Raw genomic sequence first — 16,898 nt, forward strand, 5'->3', positions numbered from 1 at the left:
TTCTCGCAGGTGAGTTGAGGTCGTCTTCGCGCTAGGCCATCCCGGCTGTTTCTCCGCTGTCCGGGGTGAGGCGTACGCGGCCGTTGTCCAGTACCACCACGTCGCGTTCGACGACGCGGGTGCGGAAGGAGCCGTCGTTCCAGATTTCGGTACGCAGGGTTTCGCCGGGGAACACCGGCGCGGAGAAGCGCACCTGCAGGTGCGCGAAGCGCTCCGCGCGGTAGTCGGCGTAACCGCGCAGCAGCGCGTGGAAGGCCACGCCGAGGGTGCACAGGCCATGCAGGATCGGCCGCGGGAAACCACCGCGGGCGGCCGCCGCAGGGCTGGCGTGGATCGGGTTGTCGTCGCCGTTGAGGCGGTAGTGCAGCGCCTGTTCGGGGCGCGTCGGCAGGTCGATGACCAGGTCCGGCGCCTGCTCGGGCAGACGGTGCGGCTGGCTCAGCGACTGGCTGTCGCCGCCGAAGCCGCCGTCGCCACGCAGGAACGTGGTACCACGGGCGATCGCCAGCACCTCGCCGCTCTGCGCATCGCTGACGACCTTCTCGCTGTAGAGCAGCGCGCCCTTGCCGGCGCCCTTGTCCACAAGACCCGTGACACGGGTGCGGCCAATCACTTCACCTTCCACCGGCAGCGGCTTGCGCCATTCGATGCTCTGCTCGCCGTGAACCAGGCGCAGGGCATCGACGCCGGTGTCCGGGTTGCCCAGCCAGAAGCCGGGATGGCCCAGCACCACGGCCATGCAGGGCAGCGCCTGGAGCTCACGATTGGCATCGACGAAGGTCAGCTGGTGCTCGTCCAGCGGGTCAGCCCCCAGCCCCACCGACAGCGCGTAGAAAGCACTGTCGTGACGGCTGAAGCGCTGCCGCACCTCGGGAATCGGGTAGTTCAGCAGGTGCTCAGGATTCAGCGCCATGGGCTACCTCCTCGACTTCCAGCACCGCGTCGGCGGCCCAGGCGCCCTGCCCCTCGGGCATGGCGAAGACCGGGTTGAGGTCCACCGAGCGCAGGCGCGGGCCGGCTTCGGCGGCGAACTGCGAGAGCTGCGCCAGCACCCGCGACAGCGCCTTGATATCGGTCACCGGACGGCCACGGGCGCCCAGCAGCAGCGGTGCCCCCTTGATATTGCGGATCATCTGCTCGGCCTCGTCGACGCCGAACGGGCAGCGGCGGAACACCACGTCCTTGAGGACTTCGACGAAGATGCCGCCGAGGCCGAACACCGCCACCGGCCCGAACTGCGGGTCGCGCTGGATGCCCATGAAGCATTCGACGCCGCCCTGCAATTGACGCGCGACCAACACACCGTCGAGGCGAGCGTTCGGTGCATGCTCGGCGGCACGTTCGAGCAGCAATGCGTAGCCCTCGCGCACGCCCTGGGCGCTGTTCACATTGAGCAGCACGCCACCGATTTCCGATTTGTGCAGGATGTCCGCCGAGGCGATTTTCAGCACCACCGGGAAGCCGATCTGCTCGGCGAAAGCAGCCGCTTCCGCGGCGCTTTTCAGTACCCGCTCGGGCGCCGATTCGATGCCGGCGCGGGCCAGCAGTTGCTTGGCCTCGGCCTCGCCGGGCGTGCTGGCCGGCAGTTCGACGCCGCCGGGCGCGGGAATCCTGCGCAGCGGCCGGGCGAAGGCCTCGCCCAGCTGGCCCATGGCCTGGATGGCGCGCACCGCGCGGGTCGGGTCTTCGAACAGGGCAAAGCCGGCCTTCTGGTACGGCGCCAGCTCCTCGCCTTCGCCCATTACAGAGACGACGAACAGGCGGTCCGGATGGTCGGCCTTGATCCGCGCAAACTGCTCGGCCAGGTGTGGGCCGATGGAGGCGGCGGTACCGGCCTGGGTGAAGAAGGCGATCAGCGAACGGTAGCCACCGTCCACCACCATGGATTCGGTGAAGTCGTGGACCAGGCTCAGGTCATTCAGCGCCTGGGCGGTGCAGTCCACCGGGTTCAGCGGCGAGGCATAGTGCAGGCGCTGTTTCAGGCGCGCCTGCGCCGCTTCGGGCATCGGCGGCATGGGCAGGCCGACGTCCTCGGCAGCGTCGCTGACGATGATGCCGGCGCCACCGCTGACGGTGATCATCCCCAGGCTGTTGTTCACCGGGTAGATGCGCTGGGTGGCGAGGTAGGCGATGTCCACCAGTTCCTCGGTAGTGCGTGCGCGGACCACCGCGTAGTCGGCCAGCACCGCGTCGAGCACTTTGTCGTCGCCGGCCAGGGAAGCGGTGTGGGACATGGCCGCGCGGCCGCCCAGCTCGCTGCGCCCGACCTTGTGCAGGATCACCGGCTTGCCGGCGCGATGGGCCGCTTCCAGGGCGGCCAGGAAGCTGTCGACGTTGCGGATGGATTCGGCATAGGCCATCACCACGTCGATCTCCGGCGATTCCACCAGCCAACCGATGGCGTCACCCAGGGTGACGTCGGCTTCGTTGCCGGTGGCGACGCAGATCGGCGTGCCCAGCCCGCGCTGCCGCGACAGGCCCAGCAGGTGCGCGCCATAGGCACCGGACTGGGTGGCGATGCCGACGCGCCCGGCCAGCGGAATGCCGCGCTCCAGGCTGGTGGAGAAGAAGGCGTAGTAGCCCAGGTTGGCGTTGAACACGCCCAGTGCGTTCGGCCCCAGCAGGCGCATGTTGGCCGCGCGGGCAGCCTCGACGATGGCGTCCTGCATGGCCACGCCCTCCTCGCCCACTTCGCTGAAACCGGAGGAAAACACGATGGCACTGCGCGCGCCCTTGCGGCCCAGCGCCTGGACGGTCTCCAGCACCTGTGGCGCGGGCACCGCAATGATCGCCACGTCCGGCGCCTCGGGCAGCGCGTCGACGCTGGCGTAGGCCGGCAGGCCCTGGATCTCGGTGCGGTTGGGGTTCACCGGCAGGATGCGGCCGCTGAAGCCGTTGCGCAGCATGTAGGCGATGGGGCGACCGCCGATGCGGTGCGGGTCGCTGGAGGCGCCGACCACCGCGACCGAGCGCGGCTGCACCAGCGGGGTGAGACTGGAGAAACCGGTGTGTTGCAAGTGACTCACTGACATGACGTTCCACCTGAACAAGTAGCGGGTGCCGGCCGTTTGTGGGCCGGCGCGAGGGCGAGTGCGTCCACGGCGGGCCGTCTGCAACGGCCACCGGGAGCTTCGAACCCGAATCTCAGAGCACGTTCTGGGTGCCGAGCAGCGCGGTGACCTGACTGGACAGCGTGCCGCCGTTGCCGTGCAGCAGGGCTATATCGGCTTTTTTCAACTGCCGTTCCCCGGCCTGACGGCGCAGCTGGGTGACTGCCTCGATGATCAGGAACATCCCGTACATGCCCGGATGCACACAGGACAGCCCGCCGCCGTTGGTGTTAACCGCCAGCTCGCCGCCGGGGGCAATGCGCCCGCCCTGGACGAAGCGACCGCCCTCGCCCTTCGGGCAGAAGCCGAGGTCTTCAAGGAACAGGATCGTATTGATGGTGAAGGCGTCGTAGACCATCACCAGGTCGATATCCGAATGCTGCACCCCGGCCATCTGCATGGCACGCGGGCCGCTCTCGGAAGCGGCGGTGACGGTGAGGTCGGGCATGGCCACGATGGAACGGTGCCACTGTGCGCCGGCCGCACCGAGGAAGTAGATCGGCGCCTTGGGCAGGTCCCGCGCACGGTCGGCACGCACCATCACGCAGGCGCCGCCGCCATCGGTGACCAGGCAGCAGTCGGCCTTGCTCAGCGGATCGCTGACCATCCGCGCGGCAAGCACGTCGTCGATGCTCAGCGGGCCCCGGGCAAAAGCTTCGGGGTTGAGGTTGGCCCAGCCGCGTGCGGCCACAGCCACTTCGGCCAGGTGCTCGCGGGTGGTGCCGTATTGATGCATGTGGCGGCTGGCAGCCAGGGCGTAGGCGGTGATCGGGTGGCGCGGCTGGTAGGGCGTCTCGTGCCACTGCGGCTCGCTCATCGACACCAGCTTGCCGCCGGCGGTGCGCTGGTTGGAGCCGTAGCAGATCAGCGCCGCGTCACACAGGCCGGCCTCCAGGGCCAGGGTCGCCTGCAGCAGGTGCAACTCGAAGCTGGAGCCGCCGACGTTGGTGCCGTCGACGAATTTCGGCTTGATGCCCAGGTATTCGCAGACCGAGAGGGTCGGGAAGGCGTGGGAGCTGGTGGCCGAGAATACGGCGTCGATGTCCGAGAGCTTCAGTCCGGCATCGGCGATAGCCTTCATCGAGGCCTGGCCGAGCAGTTCCATGGCGCTGTAGCCGTGGGCTTCGCCGATACCGGCGCTGCCGATGCCGACGATGGCGGTCTTGCCGCGCAGGACCTGGCTCATGGCTGCACCTCCGCCAGGGGCTCGAAGACAACGACGGCACCGCTGTCCTGCTGGGCGATACGCGCCTTGACGCGGGTGCCGATGGGCAGGCTGAGGTGTCCTTCGATGCGCGACATCATGCGCACGCCTTCATCGAGGTCGACCAGGGCGACGTTATAGTCACCGCTGCGGGCGCGGTTGACGGTCAGGGCATAAAGGGTGCCCAGGCCACTGGCGGGGACCCATTCCAGGTCCGTTTCGCCGCTGCCGGGCACCTGGGTGCGCGGGTAGAACACGTGACGGCCGGTGGAGGCGCTGCGCTGCAACATGAAGCGACCCTGGGCGAGGAAGGCGAGGTACTGCGCCTCCGGCCCTGGCATGTTGCGGTCGGGGAAATCCACCATCGAGGTTTCTCCTTTGTTCTTGTTCTGCCTTTGTTGCAAAGTGCGTTACCGCCCATGCCAAGCCAGCTTCACGGAAGCCGTTGCAGGCGTCGCAGGGTCAGAATACATTCACAATACTGAATGTCAATCAGAATACAGAATATGACCACTGAAAAGACCGTCGAAGAAGCCAGCAGCAAACGTACCGGCGGCGCCAAGGATGTCGGCGCCGTGGTGAACGCCATCCAGATCCTCCGCCACCTGGCCAACGCCGAGGGCCCCGAGGGCGCGACCGCCATCGCCCGCGCCACCGGCATCAGCCCGAGCACCACCTTCAATATCCTGCGCACGCTGAGCAACGAGCAGCTGACCTCCTTCGACAACGAGACCAAGACCTACCGCCTGGGCCTGGGCCTGTCGGAGCTGGCGGTGAGCTTCATCGGCCGCAGCTACGCCGACCTGATCCAGCCGGAACTGGAGCGCCTGAGTACCAGCCACAACATCCTGATCACCCTGTGGCAGGTCACCGACGACGCGCACATCCGCGTGATTGCCGTGTCCGCGCCGACCGTGGCGCACGTCAATGTCGCCGTCGGCTCGCGCCTGCCGGAGCTGGTGGGCGCGGCGGGGCGCTGCATCGCCGGCCTGCGCAATCTTCCCGAGGATGAACTGCGCCGCCGCCTGACCCGCGTGCGCTGGGAGACTCCGCCCAGCCTCGAGGAGTACCAGCGCGATGCTCGCAACGCCCTGGAGCAGGGCTGGGCGATCGACCAGGACCACCTGTACCGCGGCGTCAGCATGGTCGCCAGCGCGATCACCGATCACGACCGGCAACCGCGCTTCGTGATCTCCGGCATCGGCATCAGCGCCCAGCACGAGCGCGAGAAACTGGAGCAGATCGGCGCCAGCCTGCACGAAACGGCCCGCTTCATCAGCCGCTCACTGTTTCCGCAGCAGGCGTCTCGCACACCTGACTGACGCGACAGATATTCCATATGGAGAACGGCATTCATGAATTAATGAATGCCGCGGTAAAAAACCTATAAAAGGCAATGGCTGCCGCCTGCTGCACTCCACGACACCCGGCCGGCGGCACCCGACGCCCCAAGCGACTGATGGCAGGGATATTCGCGGGGCGGCTCCCACAGCCGCGGCTATCGCCGGTATCATGGCTGTCCTGGTGGAGTCCTGGCGGCCCCCTCCCGCGAGGGACGTCGCTCCCCGCGCAGCGCAATCCCGATCGATTCAGGCAGCGCCCGCCGTCAGGGTCCCGAAATCACCATGCGGAGGCTCGCCCGCCATGCCCTGGCAGACGATTGGCCGCAGGCAATCCCATTGAATGAGGCAACCATGGCACAGAACGACATCGATTGGGGCGCGCTCGGATTCGATTACATCAAGACCGATTTCCGCTACATCTCCCACTGGCGCGATGGCCTGTGGGACGACGGCAAGCTGACCGAAGACAACACCCTGCACATCAGCGAGGGTTCTTCGGCGCTGCACTACGGCCAGCAGTGCTTCGAAGGCCTCAAGGCCTACCGCTGCAAGGACGGCTCGATCAACCTGTTCCGCCCCGACCAGAACGCCGCGCGCATGGCCCGCAGCTGCGCTCGCGTACTGATGCCGCAAGTCTCCGAAGCGCAGTTCATCGAGGCCTGCAAGCAGGTCGTGCGCGCCAACGAGCGCTTCATTCCGCCGTACGGCTCGGGCGGCGCGCTGTACCTGCGCCCGTTCGTGATCGGCGTGGGCGACAACATCGGCGTGCGCCCGGCTCCGGAATTCATCTTCTCGGTGTTCTGCATTCCGGTCGGCGCCTACTTCAAGGGCGGCATGAAGCCCCATGACTTCGTGATCTCCACCTACGACCGCGCCGCGCCCAACGGCACCGGCGCCGCCAAGGTCGGCGGCAACTACGCAGCCAGCCTGATGCCGGGCGCCCAGGCCAAGAAAGACGGCTTCGCCGACTGCATCTACCTCGATCCGGCCACCCACAGCCGCATCGAGGAAGTGGGCTCGGCAAACTTCTTCGCCATCACCCATGACAACGAGTTCGTCACCCCGCGCTCCAGCTCGGTGCTGCCAGGCATCACCCGCCTGTCGCTGATGCAGCTGGCCGAACAGCGCCTGGGCCTGAAAGTGGTCGAAGGCGACGTGCACATCGACGACCTCGGCCGCTTCAAGGAAGCCGGCGCCTGCGGTACCGCGGCGGTGATCACCCCGATCGGCGGCATCCAGTACAAGGACAACCTGCACGTGTTCTTCAGCCGCGAAGACGTCGGCCCGGTGACCCGTCGCCTCTATGAAGAGCTGACCGGCATCCAGAAGGGCGATGTGGAAGGCCCGGAAGGCTGGGTGGTCAAGGTCGACTGAGACTGACGTTCCGCCCAAGACAAAACGCCGCCCTACCAGAAGGTAGCGCGGCGTTTTTATTTGGGCCGATAGGGGCTTCCCGCTACTACGGATACTTCTGCGCTCGGGCTGGCCCTCTCCCTTCAGGGAAAGGGCCCCTTGACCTGTCGCATCAGGCTGAACTGGGCAGCGCCGGCTGGCACAGCAGCCAGTCATGCAGCAGGGTCTGCAGTTCCTCGAACTTCACCGGCTTGGCCATGTAGTCGCTCATCCCCGCAGCCAGGCAGCGCTCGCGGTCGCCGCTGTGGCTATGGGCGGTGATCGCGAGCACCGGCAAGTCAGCGCAACGCGGCAGCGTGCGGATCGCCCGGCAGGTGGCGAAGCCGTCCATCACCGGCATCTGGCAATCCAGCAGCACAGTGTCGATAGCTTCCCGGCGCAGCAGCTCGATGGCTTCGGCGCCGTTGTCGGCCGTGCGCACGCGGTAACCGAGCTTGAGCAGCATGCCGCGGATCACCAGTTGGTTGATGGCGTTGTCCTCCACCACCAGCACGGTGCACTGGTCCGGACTGCGCAGCGCCTGGCCGCCCGCGCGACGCGGCGGCGGAGCGATGCCTTGCACCGGCTGACCAACCTGCAATTCGAGAATGAAACGGCTGCCCTGCCCCGGCACGGACTCATGGGTCAGCGTACCGCCCAGCAGCGCGACCAGCTTGCGGGTCAGCGCCAGACCGATACCGAGGCCGCCGTACTCGCGGGTCAGCGAACCGTCGAGCTGGAAGAAGCGCTGATAGAGCGCGCCATCGGAGGGGGTGGAGAAGCCGATGCCGCTGTCCTGCACTTCGATACGCAGCGCCAGCCCTTCGCCGTTCGGCACACCGGCAACCCGCAGGTGCACGCCGCCCTGATGGGTGAACTTGATGGCGTTGTCGATCAGGTAGCCCAGCGCCTGGGTCAGCTTGCCGGCATCGCCCTCGAGCGTGTCGGGCAGGCTCTCATCCAGTTGCAGGACGAAGCGCAGCCCGCGCTCTTCGGCACGTGGCGCGTACTGCGCGCGCAGACCGTCGCACAGGCCGCGCAGGCTGAACGGCTCGCGGCGCGGGTAGAGCTTGCCGGCCTGCAGCTCGATCAGCGCGAGGATGTCGTTGACCATGCGCATCATGTCGCGCGCCGAGCCGGTGGCGGTCTTGTGGTACTGCGCCAGCTCGACGTCCATGGGCACCGTCTGCATCAGCTCCAGCGAGCCGATCACCCCACTCATGGGCGTACGCAGTTCGTGGGTGACAGTGGCGAGGAATTCGTCCTTCAGGCGGTTGCTGCTGGCCAGCTCGAGGTTCAACTGCTCCAGCTTGCGGCTGGTTTCCTGGAGGATGCGCGTGCGCTCCTCCTTCATGGCATTGATGCGGTCCGCCAGCGCCAGGGACAGCAGGCCGACCTCCAGCGCCGAACCGATCTGGCTGGCATACATGGTCAGGAAGATGTTCGGCAGGAAGCCCAGCACCATCAGCGTGTTGATGACCCCGCCGAGCAGGAAGGCGCTCCAGGCAAAGATGAAGTAGCGCGCCACGCGCATGCCACGCAGCCAGGCGACGATGCCAGCGGTGAAGATCACCACGGTGAAGGCCAGCGCCAGGTAGGTGGCCAGGCGCAGGGCGATGGCGTAGCTGACGGTCAGCGCCAGCACCATCACCAGCGCACCGACGCCCATCAGCACGCGCAGGATGCGGTCGATCCACAGGCTGTGCTCGCGGGTATGCAGGAAGCTGCGGGCGAACTGGCAGCCGAACAGGCCCGCCGAACCGATCAGGAAAGGCGTGGCGGCGTTGGCCCACCAAGGATTATCGGGCCAGAAGTACTCGATGCCCGCGCCGTTGACCGAGATCTGGTAGAAGCCGAACGAGGCTATATAAAGGATGTAATAGAGGTAGCTGGTGTCGCGGACGCTGAGGAAGATGAACAGGTTGTAGATCAGCATCACCAGCAATACGCCATAGATGATGCCCAGCACGTAGATGCGCCCCGGCTGCTCTTCGAGGTAGGCCTTGGACGACCAGAGCGTCAGCGGCGCCTGGATCGAGCCCTGGCTTTCCAGGCGCAGGTAGACGCGCAGCGGCTTGCCCGGCTCCAGCTTGAGGTCGAACAGGTAGTTGTTCTGGCGGATCGGCCGGCTGTCGAACGGCAGGGTATCGCCGGTGCGCTGGGCCAGCTTGAAGCCGCCCTGACCGTCGGGCAGGTACAGGTCGAGCTTGTCCAGCGGCGGGTAGGCCAACTCCAGCAGCCAGTTGGCCGGATCGCTCGAAGCCCTGGGCTGGTAGTCCAGATCCAGGCGCAGCCAGAACACCGAGCGCGAATAGCCGGCATTGAGCACATCGCGCTCGTGGTGGCGGAAGCTGGCGGCCAGCGCCGGCGAGCTGATCTCGGCGATATCGGCGGTGCCGCGCACGTCCTCGAAGACATCCATCGCCCGCCCCAGGGGCAACTGCCCGACATGCTCGTCGAAGCTGATGGCGCTCGCCACCGGCGAGAGGATGAGAAGGATCAGGAAGATCAGCCAGTGCCGCATGGTGCCCCGCAGTGCCGCCGACAGCCACGCCGGAGATCCCCATCTCCCGCTTTGGCGCGCCGTGGAGGCGTTGTGTTGGAATCGGCGAACTCTAGCACAGGCCTTGTGCGCCGTGGCATTCGACCATCCGGGCAGGGCGTGGCCGGGCGATGCGCAATGGACCGTTCGGTCAGCTCAGCACGGCATTTTGGTGATAAGCTCCCGCGCCATGAAAACACCTGCCTCCCGTCCCGTAGTGCTCTGCCTGTCCGGCCACGATCCCAGTGGCGGTGCCGGCCTGCAGGCCGATATCGAAGCCCTGATCGCCCAAGGCTGCCACGCGGCGCCCACCGTCACCGCGCTGACCGTTCAGGATACCGTCAACGTTTCCGACTTCCGCGTGCTCGATCGCGAGTGGGTGCTGGCCCAGGCCAACGCCGTGATCGCCGACCTGCCGGTGGCTGCGGTGAAGCTGGGCATGCTCGGTTCGGTGCAGATGGTCGACACCGTCGTCGAAATCATGCAGTCGCTGCCGGGCATCCCGCTGGTCTGCGACCCGGTGCTGCGCGCCGGTGGCGGTGGCTCGCTGGGCAAGGACGACGTCGGCTACGCCATGCGTGAGCGCCTGCTGCCGATCGCCGCCGTCGCCACACCGAATCTGCCCGAGGCGCGCATCCTCGCCGAACTGCCCGAAGGCACCGCCGACGAGTGCGCCGACAAGCTGCTGCCTTATATCCAGACCCTGCTGATCACCGGCGGCCATGGTGACGAGTCCGAGGTGCACAATCGCCTCTATACCCGTGACGGCCAGCGCCACACCTTCACCTGCCAGCGCCTGCCCGGCAGCTACCACGGCTCGGGCTGCACCCTGGCAAGCACCCTCGCCGGCCGCCTGGCCCTGGGCGAGGAACTGGTGAGCGCGGTGCGCAGCGCCCTGGACTACACCTGGCGCACCCTGCGCGATGCGGAAGCGCCCGGCCACGGCCAGTACGTGCCGCGCCGCCTGCCGCTGGACTTCTGCTCTTAATGTGTCAGTGCCCGCGGCAGCGGGCACCCGGATCGAGGTTGTGATGAAACTGCGCGGACTCTACGCCATCACCGACAGCCAGCTGCTCGACGGCGGCCGCCTGCTGCCCTACGTCGAAGCCGCCCTGAAAGGCGGCGCCAAACTGCTGCAGTACCGCGACAAGTCCGACGACGCCTCGCGCCGCCTGCGCGAAGCCGAGGCCCTGCGCGAGCTGTGTGCCCGCTACGGCGCCACCCTGCTGATCAACGACGACGCCGAACTGGCCGCGCGCCTGGGCGTCAGCGTGCACCTGGGGCAGACCGACGGCTCTCTGGCCGCCGCCCGCGCCCTGCTCGGTCGCCAGGCGATCATCGGCGGTACCTGCCACGCCAGCCTCGAGCTGGCCGAAAAAGCCATCGCCGAGGGCGCCAGCTATGTCGCCTTCGGCCGCTTCTTCGCCTCCCAGACCAAACCCGGCGCCTCCGCCGCCAGCGTCGAGCTGCTGGAGCAGGCCAAGGCCCGCTTCAACGTACCGCTGGTGGCCATCGGCGGCGTAACCCTGGACAACGCGCCCGAGCTGATCGCCCGGGGCGCCGACATGATCGCCGTGATCCACGCCCTGTTCGCCGCCGACACCCCGGCCGAGGTCGAACAGCGCGCGCGCGCCTTCAGTCAACTCTTCGAAACCCGCTGAGCGCCCACGCGCCCGGCCCTTCACAGCTTCGCGAGGTACACCATGTCCCGTTCCGAAACGCTTTTCGCCAATGCCCAGAAACACATCCCCGGTGGCGTCAACTCGCCGGTGCGCGCGTTCAAGAGCGTCGGCGGCACCCCGCTGTTCTTCAAGCATGCGGAAGGCGCCTACGTAGTGGACGAGGATGACAAGCGCTACGTCGACTACGTCGGCTCCTGGGGCCCGATGATCCTCGGCCACAGCCACCCGGACGTGCTCGACGCGGTGCGCAAGCAGCTCGACCACGGCCTGTCCTACGGCGCGCCGACCGCGCTGGAAGTGGAAATGGCCGACCTGGTCTGCTCCCTGGTGCCGTCCATGGACATGGTGCGCATGGTCAGCTCCGGCACCGAAGCCACCATGAGCGCGATCCGCCTGGCCCGTGGCTACACCGGCCGCGACAGCATCATCAAGTTCGAAGGCTGCTACCACGGCCACTCCGACAGCCTGCTGGTGAAAGCCGGCTCCGGCGCCCTGACCTTCGGCGTACCGAACTCCCCGGGCGTGCCGGCCGCCTTCGCCAAGCACACCCTGACCCTGCCCTTCAACGACATCGCCGCGGTGGAGAAGACCCTGGCCGAGGTCGGCAAGGAAGTGGCGTGCATCATCGTCGAGCCGGTCGCCGGCAACATGAACTGCGTACCGCCGGCCCCGGGCTTCCTCGAAGGCCTGCGCCGCCTGTGCGACCAGCACGGCGTGGTGCTGATCTTCGACGAAGTGATGACCGGCTTCCGCGTCGCCCTGGGCGGCGCCCAGGCGCACTACGGCATCACTCCGGACCTGTCGACCTTCGGCAAGATCATCGGCGGCGGCATGCCGGTGGGCGCCTTTGGTGGCAAGCGCGAGATCATGGAACAGATTTCCCCGCTCGGCCCGGTCTACCAGGCCGGCACCCTGTCGGGCAACCCGCTGGCCATGGCCGCCGGCCTGACCACCCTGCGCCTGATCAGCCGCCCGGGCTTCCACGACGAACTGACCGTCTACACCACCCGCATGCTGCAAGGCCTGCAGGAGCGCGCCGACGCCGCCGGGATTCCCTTCGTGACCACCCAGGCGGGCGCCGCGATGTTCGGCCTGTACTTCACCGGCGCCGATGACATCATCACCTTCGACGACGTGATGACCAGCGATGCGGAACGCTTCAAGCGCTTCTTCCACCTGATGCTGGACGCCGGCATCTACCTGGCTCCGAGCGCCTTCGAGGCCGGCTTCACCTCCATCGCCCACGGCGAAACCGAACTGAAACTGACCCTGGACGCCGCCGAGCGCGCATTCGCCGCCCTCAAGTAAGCCGCCCCACGCGAAGGCGCCCGTCCTGGCGCCTTCCGCTCTGCCCCGCTGCTTTCGGGGCTTTATATCCGCGTTACACTCATCCCGCCATTGCAGCCGTTTCCAGCAAAAAAACAGAAAAGAAGGTAAAGACTTTGTAAGGAAGCGCCTGCTTATTTCATAATGTGAAGGCTGGCGCATTTCGCTGGCCGGGTTTTACCCGCCCCGATCCTGGAGGCCGTTTCTCCCCATGTACCGTTCCGGTCGCACCCTGCTGGGTTGCCTGTTGCTCGCACTGCCCCTGTTCACTCAGGCGGGCGGCAACTCGCTGCTGATTCCAGCCACCGGACGCTGCACCCTGAACACCGTGCCCGAACAGCTGCAACAGGCCCTGGCCAGCTGCCAACAGGCTGCCAACGCCGGCGATGCACAGGCACAGTTCGAACTGGGGGAATTCTTCTACACCGGCGAACGCGCCCCGCGCGACTTCCAGGCCGCCCTGCACTGGTACGAGAAGGCTTCGCTGCAAGGCCACGCCGATGCACAGCTGCGACTGGGCACCATGTTCTTCCGTGGCGAAGGTGTGAAGGCCAACAACGTGCAGGCCTACATCGTGCTGAAGATGGCCGCGGTCAACGGCGCCGAAGACGCCATGGACAGCGCCGACCTGGTCGCCGAGCAGATGAACAAGGACGAACTGGACATCGCCACCAAGGTGCTCGGGCAGATCTTCCGCAACTACCTGATCGAACTGCAGACTGCCGGCAACTCGCCGTTCTCGCCGCTGCCCTGATTCACGCACGCTCAGCCATCGTAGGGCGCATAACGCACCAGCGTTATCCGCCACGCATGCAACCGGCGACTAGCTTGTCCCAGGTTATTCACCTATTGCCGGACGGTTCGCGAGCAAGCTTGCTCCTACGAAGAACGTCAGTTGTCCTTGCTCGGCATCGGCATGGGGAACGGCATCACGTTGCCGCTGGGCTTGGCGTCGCTGATCTTCGCGGTGCCCAGGCGCTCCACTTCGTCGATGCGGATGATCGAGTGCAGCGGCACGAAGCTGCGGATGACGCCATCGAATTGCGCCTTGAGCTTCTCCTCGCTGGGGTCCACCACCACCTGGGTGCGCTCGCCGAAGACGAACTCCTCGATCTCCAGGAAGCCCCACAGATCGCTCTGGTAGATCTGCTTGGCGTACATCTCGTACACCTGGCCCTGGTTGAGGAAGACCACCTTGTAGATCGGGTTCTCGCGTTTGCTCATGAACGAAGGATGACAGCTTTGCAAAAAGGGCACGCAGCATAGCACAGACAGCCGCCCCTCAAGCCCGCCGCTGGTAGATGTCCGCCCCGGGGCTTATAATACGCGGTCATTTTTTAACCAGAACAAGACAGGTTCCATGGCCAAGAAGCTTTTCATCCAGACCCACGGTTGCCAGATGAACGAGTACGACAGCTCGCGCATGGCCGACCTGCTGGGTGAACACCAGGCCCTGGAAATCACCGAAAAGGCCGAAGAAGCCGACGTCATCCTGCTCAATACCTGCTCGATCCGCGAGAAGGCCCAGGAGAAGGTGTTCTCCGAGCTGGGCGCCTGGCGCACCCTCAAGCAGCAGAACCCCGACCTGGTGATCGGAGTCGGTGGCTGCGTGGCCAGCCAGGAAGGCGCGGCGATCCGCGAGCGCGCGCCGTACGTCGACGTGGTGTTCGGTCCGCAGACTTTGCACCGCCTGCCTGAAATGATCGACGCCGCCCGCACCACCCGCAAACCGCAGGTGGACGTGTCCTTCCCGGAAATCGAGAAGTTCGACCGCCTGCCCGAGCCCCGCGTCGACGGTCCTACCGCCTTCGTCTCGGTGATGGAAGGCTGCAGCAAGTACTGCACCTTCTGCGTGGTGCCCTACACCCGCGGCGAGGAAGTCAGCCGCCCATTCGACGACGTGCTGGCCGAGGTGATCCACCTGGCCGAGAACGGCGTGAAGGAAGTCACCCTGCTGGGCCAGAACGTCAACGGCTACCGCGGCCCGACCCATGACGGACGCATAGCCGACTTCGCCGAGCTGATCCGCGTGGTCGCCGAGGTCGATGGCATCGAGCGCATCCGCTACACCACCTCGCACCCGCTGGAATTCTCCGACTCGCTGATCGCCGCCCATGCCGAAGTCCCGCAGCTGGTGAAGTTCGTTCACCTGCCGGTGCAGGCCGGCTCCGACCGCATACTCGCGGCGATGAAGCGCAACCACACCGCGCTGGAATTCAAGTCGCGTATCCGCAAGCTGAAGGCGGCAGTGCCGGACATCTGCATCAGCTCGGACTTCATCATCGGATTCCCCGGCGAGACCGAGAAAGACTTCGAGCAGACCCTGAAGCTGGTGGAGGACGTCGGATTCGATTATTCCTTCTCCTTCATCTACAGCTCGCGCCCGGGCACCCCGGCCGCCGACCTGGTCGACGACACCCCGGACGAGGTGAAGAAGCAGCGCCTGCTGACGCTCAACAGCCGCCTCAACCACCAGGGCTTCGAAATCAGCAGGCGGATGGTCGGCACCATCCAGCGCATCCTCGTCACCGACTACGCCAAGCGCGATCCGGGCCAGCTGCAGGGCCGCACCGAGAACAACCGCGTGGTCAACTTCCGCTGCGACAATCCGCGCCTGATCGGCCAGTTCGTCGACGTTGAAATCTACGAGGCACTGCCCAACTCTCTACGCGCAACCCTGGTGGAAGCACGTCACTGACAGTTGAAGCACGTCACTGGCAACCGACCGTTGACCACCCCATTGGCGACTGAACTTTCGTACTCGGTCGCACGGGGTTATTCTTCGACCATCTCCCTTTGAAGCACGGCGACTTAGACAACACCTTGAACGCCCCCCTGGATATTCATCGTTTCATGCTCGAGCCCTTCGAGGCCCGCAGCTTCGCCAACCTGTGCGGCCAGTTCGACGAACACCTGCACCAGATCGAGAAGCGCCTCGGCATCGAGATCCGCAACCGCGGCAACCAGTTCGAACTGGTCGGTGCCCCCGAGCGCACCCAAGCGGCCGAAAACCTCCTGCAGCGCCTCTATCGCGAAGTGCAGAATGGCACCGAGCTGACGCCGGACATGGTCCACCTGTTCCTGCAGGAATCCGGTCTGGAAGAGCTCTCCGTCGAGCCCGCCGCTCCGCTGGTCACGCTCAAGACTCGGCAAGCGCACATCCGCCCGCGCGGCGCGAACCAGCAGCGCTACGTCAAGGCGATCCTCGACCACGACATCAACTTCGGCATCGGCCCGGCCGGCACCGGCAAGACTTACCTCGCCGTAGCCTGCGCCGTGGACGCCCTGGAGCGCGAGCAGATCCGCCGCATCCTGCTGGTGCGCCCGGCGGTCGAAGCCGGCGAGAAGCTCGGCTTCCTGCCCGGCGACCTGTCGCAGAAGATCGACCCATACCTGCGCCCTCTGTACGACGCGCTCTACGAGATGCTCGGCTTCGAAACCGTGGCCAAGCTGATCGAGCGCCAGGTGATCGAAGTCGCGCCGCTGGCCTACATGCGCGGCCGCACGCTGAGCAACAGCTTCATCATTCTCGACGAAAGCCAGAACACCACGATGGAACAGATGAAGATGTTCCTCACCCGGATCGGCTTCGGCTCCACCGCGGTGATCACCGGCGACGTCACCCAGGTCGACCTGCCCAAGGGCACGCGCTCGGGCCTGAAGCACGTGATGGAAGTGCTGCGCGACGTCCCCGGCATCAGCTTCACCCACTTCAAGTCCAAGGACGTGGTGCGCCACCCGCTGGTGCAGCGCATCGTCGATGCCTACGACGCCTACGAGAACCGCCTGACCGGCGTGGAAGGCCAGGGCAACAAGCATGCTTGAACTGGACCTGCAGGTCGCTTCCAAAGCGGCCGGCCTGCCGAGCGAAGCGCAGTTCCGTCAATGGTGCGAACTGGCCTTGCGCCAGCGCCAGAATGATTCGGAACTCACCATCCGCCTGGTGGACGAAACCGAAGGACGCGAACTGAACAAGACCTGGCGACACAAGGACTACGCCACCAACGTACTGTCCTTCCCCGCCGACGTCCCCGACGAGTTGCTGGACATCCCGCTGCTCGGCGACCTGGTGATCTGCGCCCCAGTAGTCACCCGCGAGGCCGCCGAACAGGGCAAGTCCGCCGAGGCCCACTGGGCCCACCTCGTCATCCATGGCTGCCTCCACCTGCTCGGCTACGATCACATCGAAGACGAAGAAGCCGAGGAGATGGAAGGCCTGGAACGGGAATTGCTGGCCGAACTGGGTCACCCGGACCCATACGCGGCCGATGAAGAATAAAAGCCACCGAGCAAGGAAAA

At 66.1% G+C, this 16,898-nt stretch carries 15 protein-coding genes; 9 read left to right on the top strand and 6 right to left on the bottom strand.

What is annotated here, in order from left to right:
- Nucleotides 1–31 precede the first annotated feature (31 nt).
- From IB274_RS22515 to IB274_RS22530, 4 genes are all read right to left on the bottom strand, one after another.
- The gene (locus IB274_RS22515) at nt 32–913 is read right to left on the bottom strand and encodes a MaoC/PaaZ C-terminal domain-containing protein (RefSeq protein ID WP_138520128.1); all 882 of its coding nucleotides are present in this window, start codon (nt 911–913) and stop codon (nt 32–34) included.
- The gene (locus tag IB274_RS22520) at nt 897–3,032 is read right to left on the bottom strand and encodes an acetate--CoA ligase family protein (RefSeq protein WP_192434870.1); all 2,136 of its coding nucleotides are present in this window, start codon (nt 3,030–3,032) and stop codon (nt 897–899) included. The genes IB274_RS22515 and IB274_RS22520 overlap by 17 nt, the downstream gene beginning before the upstream one ends.
- Before the next feature lie 112 nt (nt 3,033–3,144).
- A complete protein-coding gene (locus IB274_RS22525) occupies nt 3,145–4,296 on the bottom strand; it encodes a thiolase (RefSeq protein ID WP_192434872.1) in 1,152 nt (383 codons plus the stop codon).
- Entirely contained in the window at nt 4,293–4,679 is a 387-nt protein-coding gene (locus IB274_RS22530) for a Zn-ribbon domain-containing OB-fold protein (protein WP_192434878.1), read from the bottom strand. The genes IB274_RS22525 and IB274_RS22530 overlap by 4 nt, the downstream gene beginning before the upstream one ends.
- A 141-nt stretch (nt 4,680–4,820) precedes the next feature.
- Here IB274_RS22530 and IB274_RS22535 point away from each other — a divergent pair, with 141 nt between their 5' ends.
- Together IB274_RS22535 and IB274_RS22540 are read left to right on the top strand one after the other, a co-directional pair.
- Entirely contained in the window at nt 4,821–5,636 is an 816-nt protein-coding gene (locus IB274_RS22535; RefSeq protein WP_192434880.1) for an IclR family transcriptional regulator, read from the top strand.
- Nucleotides 5,637–6,008: 372 nt separating this feature from the next.
- Nucleotides 6,009–7,031, top strand: a complete 1,023-nt coding sequence (locus IB274_RS22540) for a branched-chain amino acid aminotransferase (protein WP_192434882.1) — start codon at nt 6,009–6,011, stop codon at nt 7,029–7,031.
- A 151-nt stretch (nt 7,032–7,182) separates the two neighbouring features.
- On the opposite strand, the gene IB274_RS22545 is transcribed toward IB274_RS22540, so the two are convergent.
- The gene (locus tag IB274_RS22545; RefSeq protein ID WP_192434884.1) at nt 7,183–9,573 is read right to left on the bottom strand and encodes a hybrid sensor histidine kinase/response regulator; all 2,391 of its coding nucleotides are present in this window, start codon (nt 9,571–9,573) and stop codon (nt 7,183–7,185) included.
- 208 nt (nt 9,574–9,781) lie between these two features.
- On the opposite strand from IB274_RS22545, the gene IB274_RS22550 reads away from it, so the two are divergent.
- From IB274_RS22550 to IB274_RS22565, 4 genes are all read left to right on the top strand, one after another.
- A complete protein-coding gene (locus IB274_RS22550) occupies nt 9,782–10,579 on the top strand; it encodes a hydroxymethylpyrimidine/phosphomethylpyrimidine kinase (RefSeq protein ID WP_192434886.1) in 798 nt (265 codons plus the stop codon).
- A 43-nt stretch (nt 10,580–10,622) separates the two neighbouring features.
- A complete protein-coding gene (thiE, locus tag IB274_RS22555; protein WP_192434888.1) occupies nt 10,623–11,252 on the top strand; it encodes a thiamine phosphate synthase in 630 nt (209 codons plus the stop codon).
- Between the two features lie 42 nt (nt 11,253–11,294).
- Nucleotides 11,295–12,581 (top strand): glutamate-1-semialdehyde 2,1-aminomutase, encoded by a 1,287-nt coding sequence (gene hemL / locus IB274_RS22560; protein WP_192434890.1) that lies wholly within the window; start codon nt 11,295–11,297, stop codon nt 12,579–12,581.
- 229 nt (nt 12,582–12,810) lie between these two features.
- Nucleotides 12,811–13,353: a tetratricopeptide repeat protein gene (locus IB274_RS22565; RefSeq protein ID WP_017521798.1), complete on the top strand. Its 543-nt coding sequence runs from the start codon at nt 12,811–12,813 to the stop codon at nt 13,351–13,353.
- A 137-nt stretch (nt 13,354–13,490) separates the two neighbouring features.
- Here the strand turns inward: IB274_RS22565 and IB274_RS22570 are convergent, their stop codons facing one another.
- Nucleotides 13,491–13,823, bottom strand: a complete 333-nt coding sequence (locus tag IB274_RS22570) for a DUF1820 family protein (protein WP_192434892.1) — start codon at nt 13,821–13,823, stop codon at nt 13,491–13,493.
- A 136-nt stretch (nt 13,824–13,959) separates the two neighbouring features.
- On the opposite strand from IB274_RS22570, the gene miaB reads away from it, so the two are divergent.
- The 3 genes from miaB (at nt 13,960) to ybeY (ending at nt 16,878) form a co-directional block, all read left to right on the top strand.
- On the top strand, nt 13,960–15,297 hold the full coding sequence (gene miaB / locus IB274_RS22575) for a tRNA (N6-isopentenyl adenosine(37)-C2)-methylthiotransferase MiaB (protein ID WP_192434894.1): 1,338 nt from the start codon (nt 13,960–13,962) through the stop codon (nt 15,295–15,297).
- Between the two features lie 125 nt (nt 15,298–15,422).
- Nucleotides 15,423–16,424 carry a PhoH family protein gene (locus IB274_RS22580; RefSeq protein ID WP_192434896.1) on the top strand — a complete coding sequence of 334 codons (1,002 nt, stop codon included), beginning with the start codon at nt 15,423–15,425 and terminating at the stop codon, nt 16,422–16,424.
- The gene (ybeY, locus tag IB274_RS22585; RefSeq protein WP_192434898.1) at nt 16,417–16,878 is read left to right on the top strand and encodes an rRNA maturation RNase YbeY; all 462 of its coding nucleotides are present in this window, start codon (nt 16,417–16,419) and stop codon (nt 16,876–16,878) included. Before IB274_RS22580 ends, ybeY begins: the two co-directional genes overlap by 8 nt.
- The last annotated feature ends 20 nt before the right edge of the window (nt 16,879–16,898 follow it).

Source organism: Pseudomonas sp. PDM18 (genome assembly GCF_014852585.1).
Taxonomy (GTDB): domain Bacteria; phylum Pseudomonadota; class Gammaproteobacteria; order Pseudomonadales; family Pseudomonadaceae; genus Pseudomonas.

Excerpts from the sequence above, each read along its gene's own strand:
- IB274_RS22515 (WP_138520128.1), bottom strand. The coding sequence starts at position 913 with ATGGCGCTGAATCCTGAGCACCTGCTGAACTACCCGATTCCCGAGGTG.
- IB274_RS22565 (WP_017521798.1), top strand. The coding sequence starts at position 12,811 with ATGTACCGTTCCGGTCGCACCCTGCTGGGTTGCCTGTTGCTCGCACTG.
- IB274_RS22520 (WP_192434870.1), bottom strand. The coding sequence starts at position 3,032 with ATGTCAGTGAGTCACTTGCAACACACCGGTTTCTCCAGTCTCACCCCG.
- IB274_RS22545 (WP_192434884.1), bottom strand. The coding sequence starts at position 9,573 with ATGCGGCACTGGCTGATCTTCCTGATCCTTCTCATCCTCTCGCCGGTG.
- miaB (WP_192434894.1), top strand. The coding sequence starts at position 13,960 with ATGGCCAAGAAGCTTTTCATCCAGACCCACGGTTGCCAGATGAACGAG.
- IB274_RS22570 (WP_192434892.1), bottom strand. The coding sequence starts at position 13,823 with ATGAGCAAACGCGAGAACCCGATCTACAAGGTGGTCTTCCTCAACCAG.
- ybeY (WP_192434898.1), top strand. The coding sequence starts at position 16,417 with ATGCTTGAACTGGACCTGCAGGTCGCTTCCAAAGCGGCCGGCCTGCCG.
- hemL (WP_192434890.1), top strand. The coding sequence starts at position 11,295 with ATGTCCCGTTCCGAAACGCTTTTCGCCAATGCCCAGAAACACATCCCC.
- IB274_RS22550 (WP_192434886.1), top strand. The coding sequence starts at position 9,782 with ATGAAAACACCTGCCTCCCGTCCCGTAGTGCTCTGCCTGTCCGGCCAC.
- IB274_RS22530 (WP_192434878.1), bottom strand. The coding sequence starts at position 4,679 with ATGGTGGATTTCCCCGACCGCAACATGCCAGGGCCGGAGGCGCAGTAC.
- IB274_RS22540 (WP_192434882.1), top strand. The coding sequence starts at position 6,009 with ATGGCACAGAACGACATCGATTGGGGCGCGCTCGGATTCGATTACATC.
- IB274_RS22535 (WP_192434880.1), top strand. The coding sequence starts at position 4,821 with ATGACCACTGAAAAGACCGTCGAAGAAGCCAGCAGCAAACGTACCGGC.
- thiE (WP_192434888.1), top strand. The coding sequence starts at position 10,623 with ATGAAACTGCGCGGACTCTACGCCATCACCGACAGCCAGCTGCTCGAC.
- IB274_RS22525 (WP_192434872.1), bottom strand. The coding sequence starts at position 4,296 with ATGAGCCAGGTCCTGCGCGGCAAGACCGCCATCGTCGGCATCGGCAGC.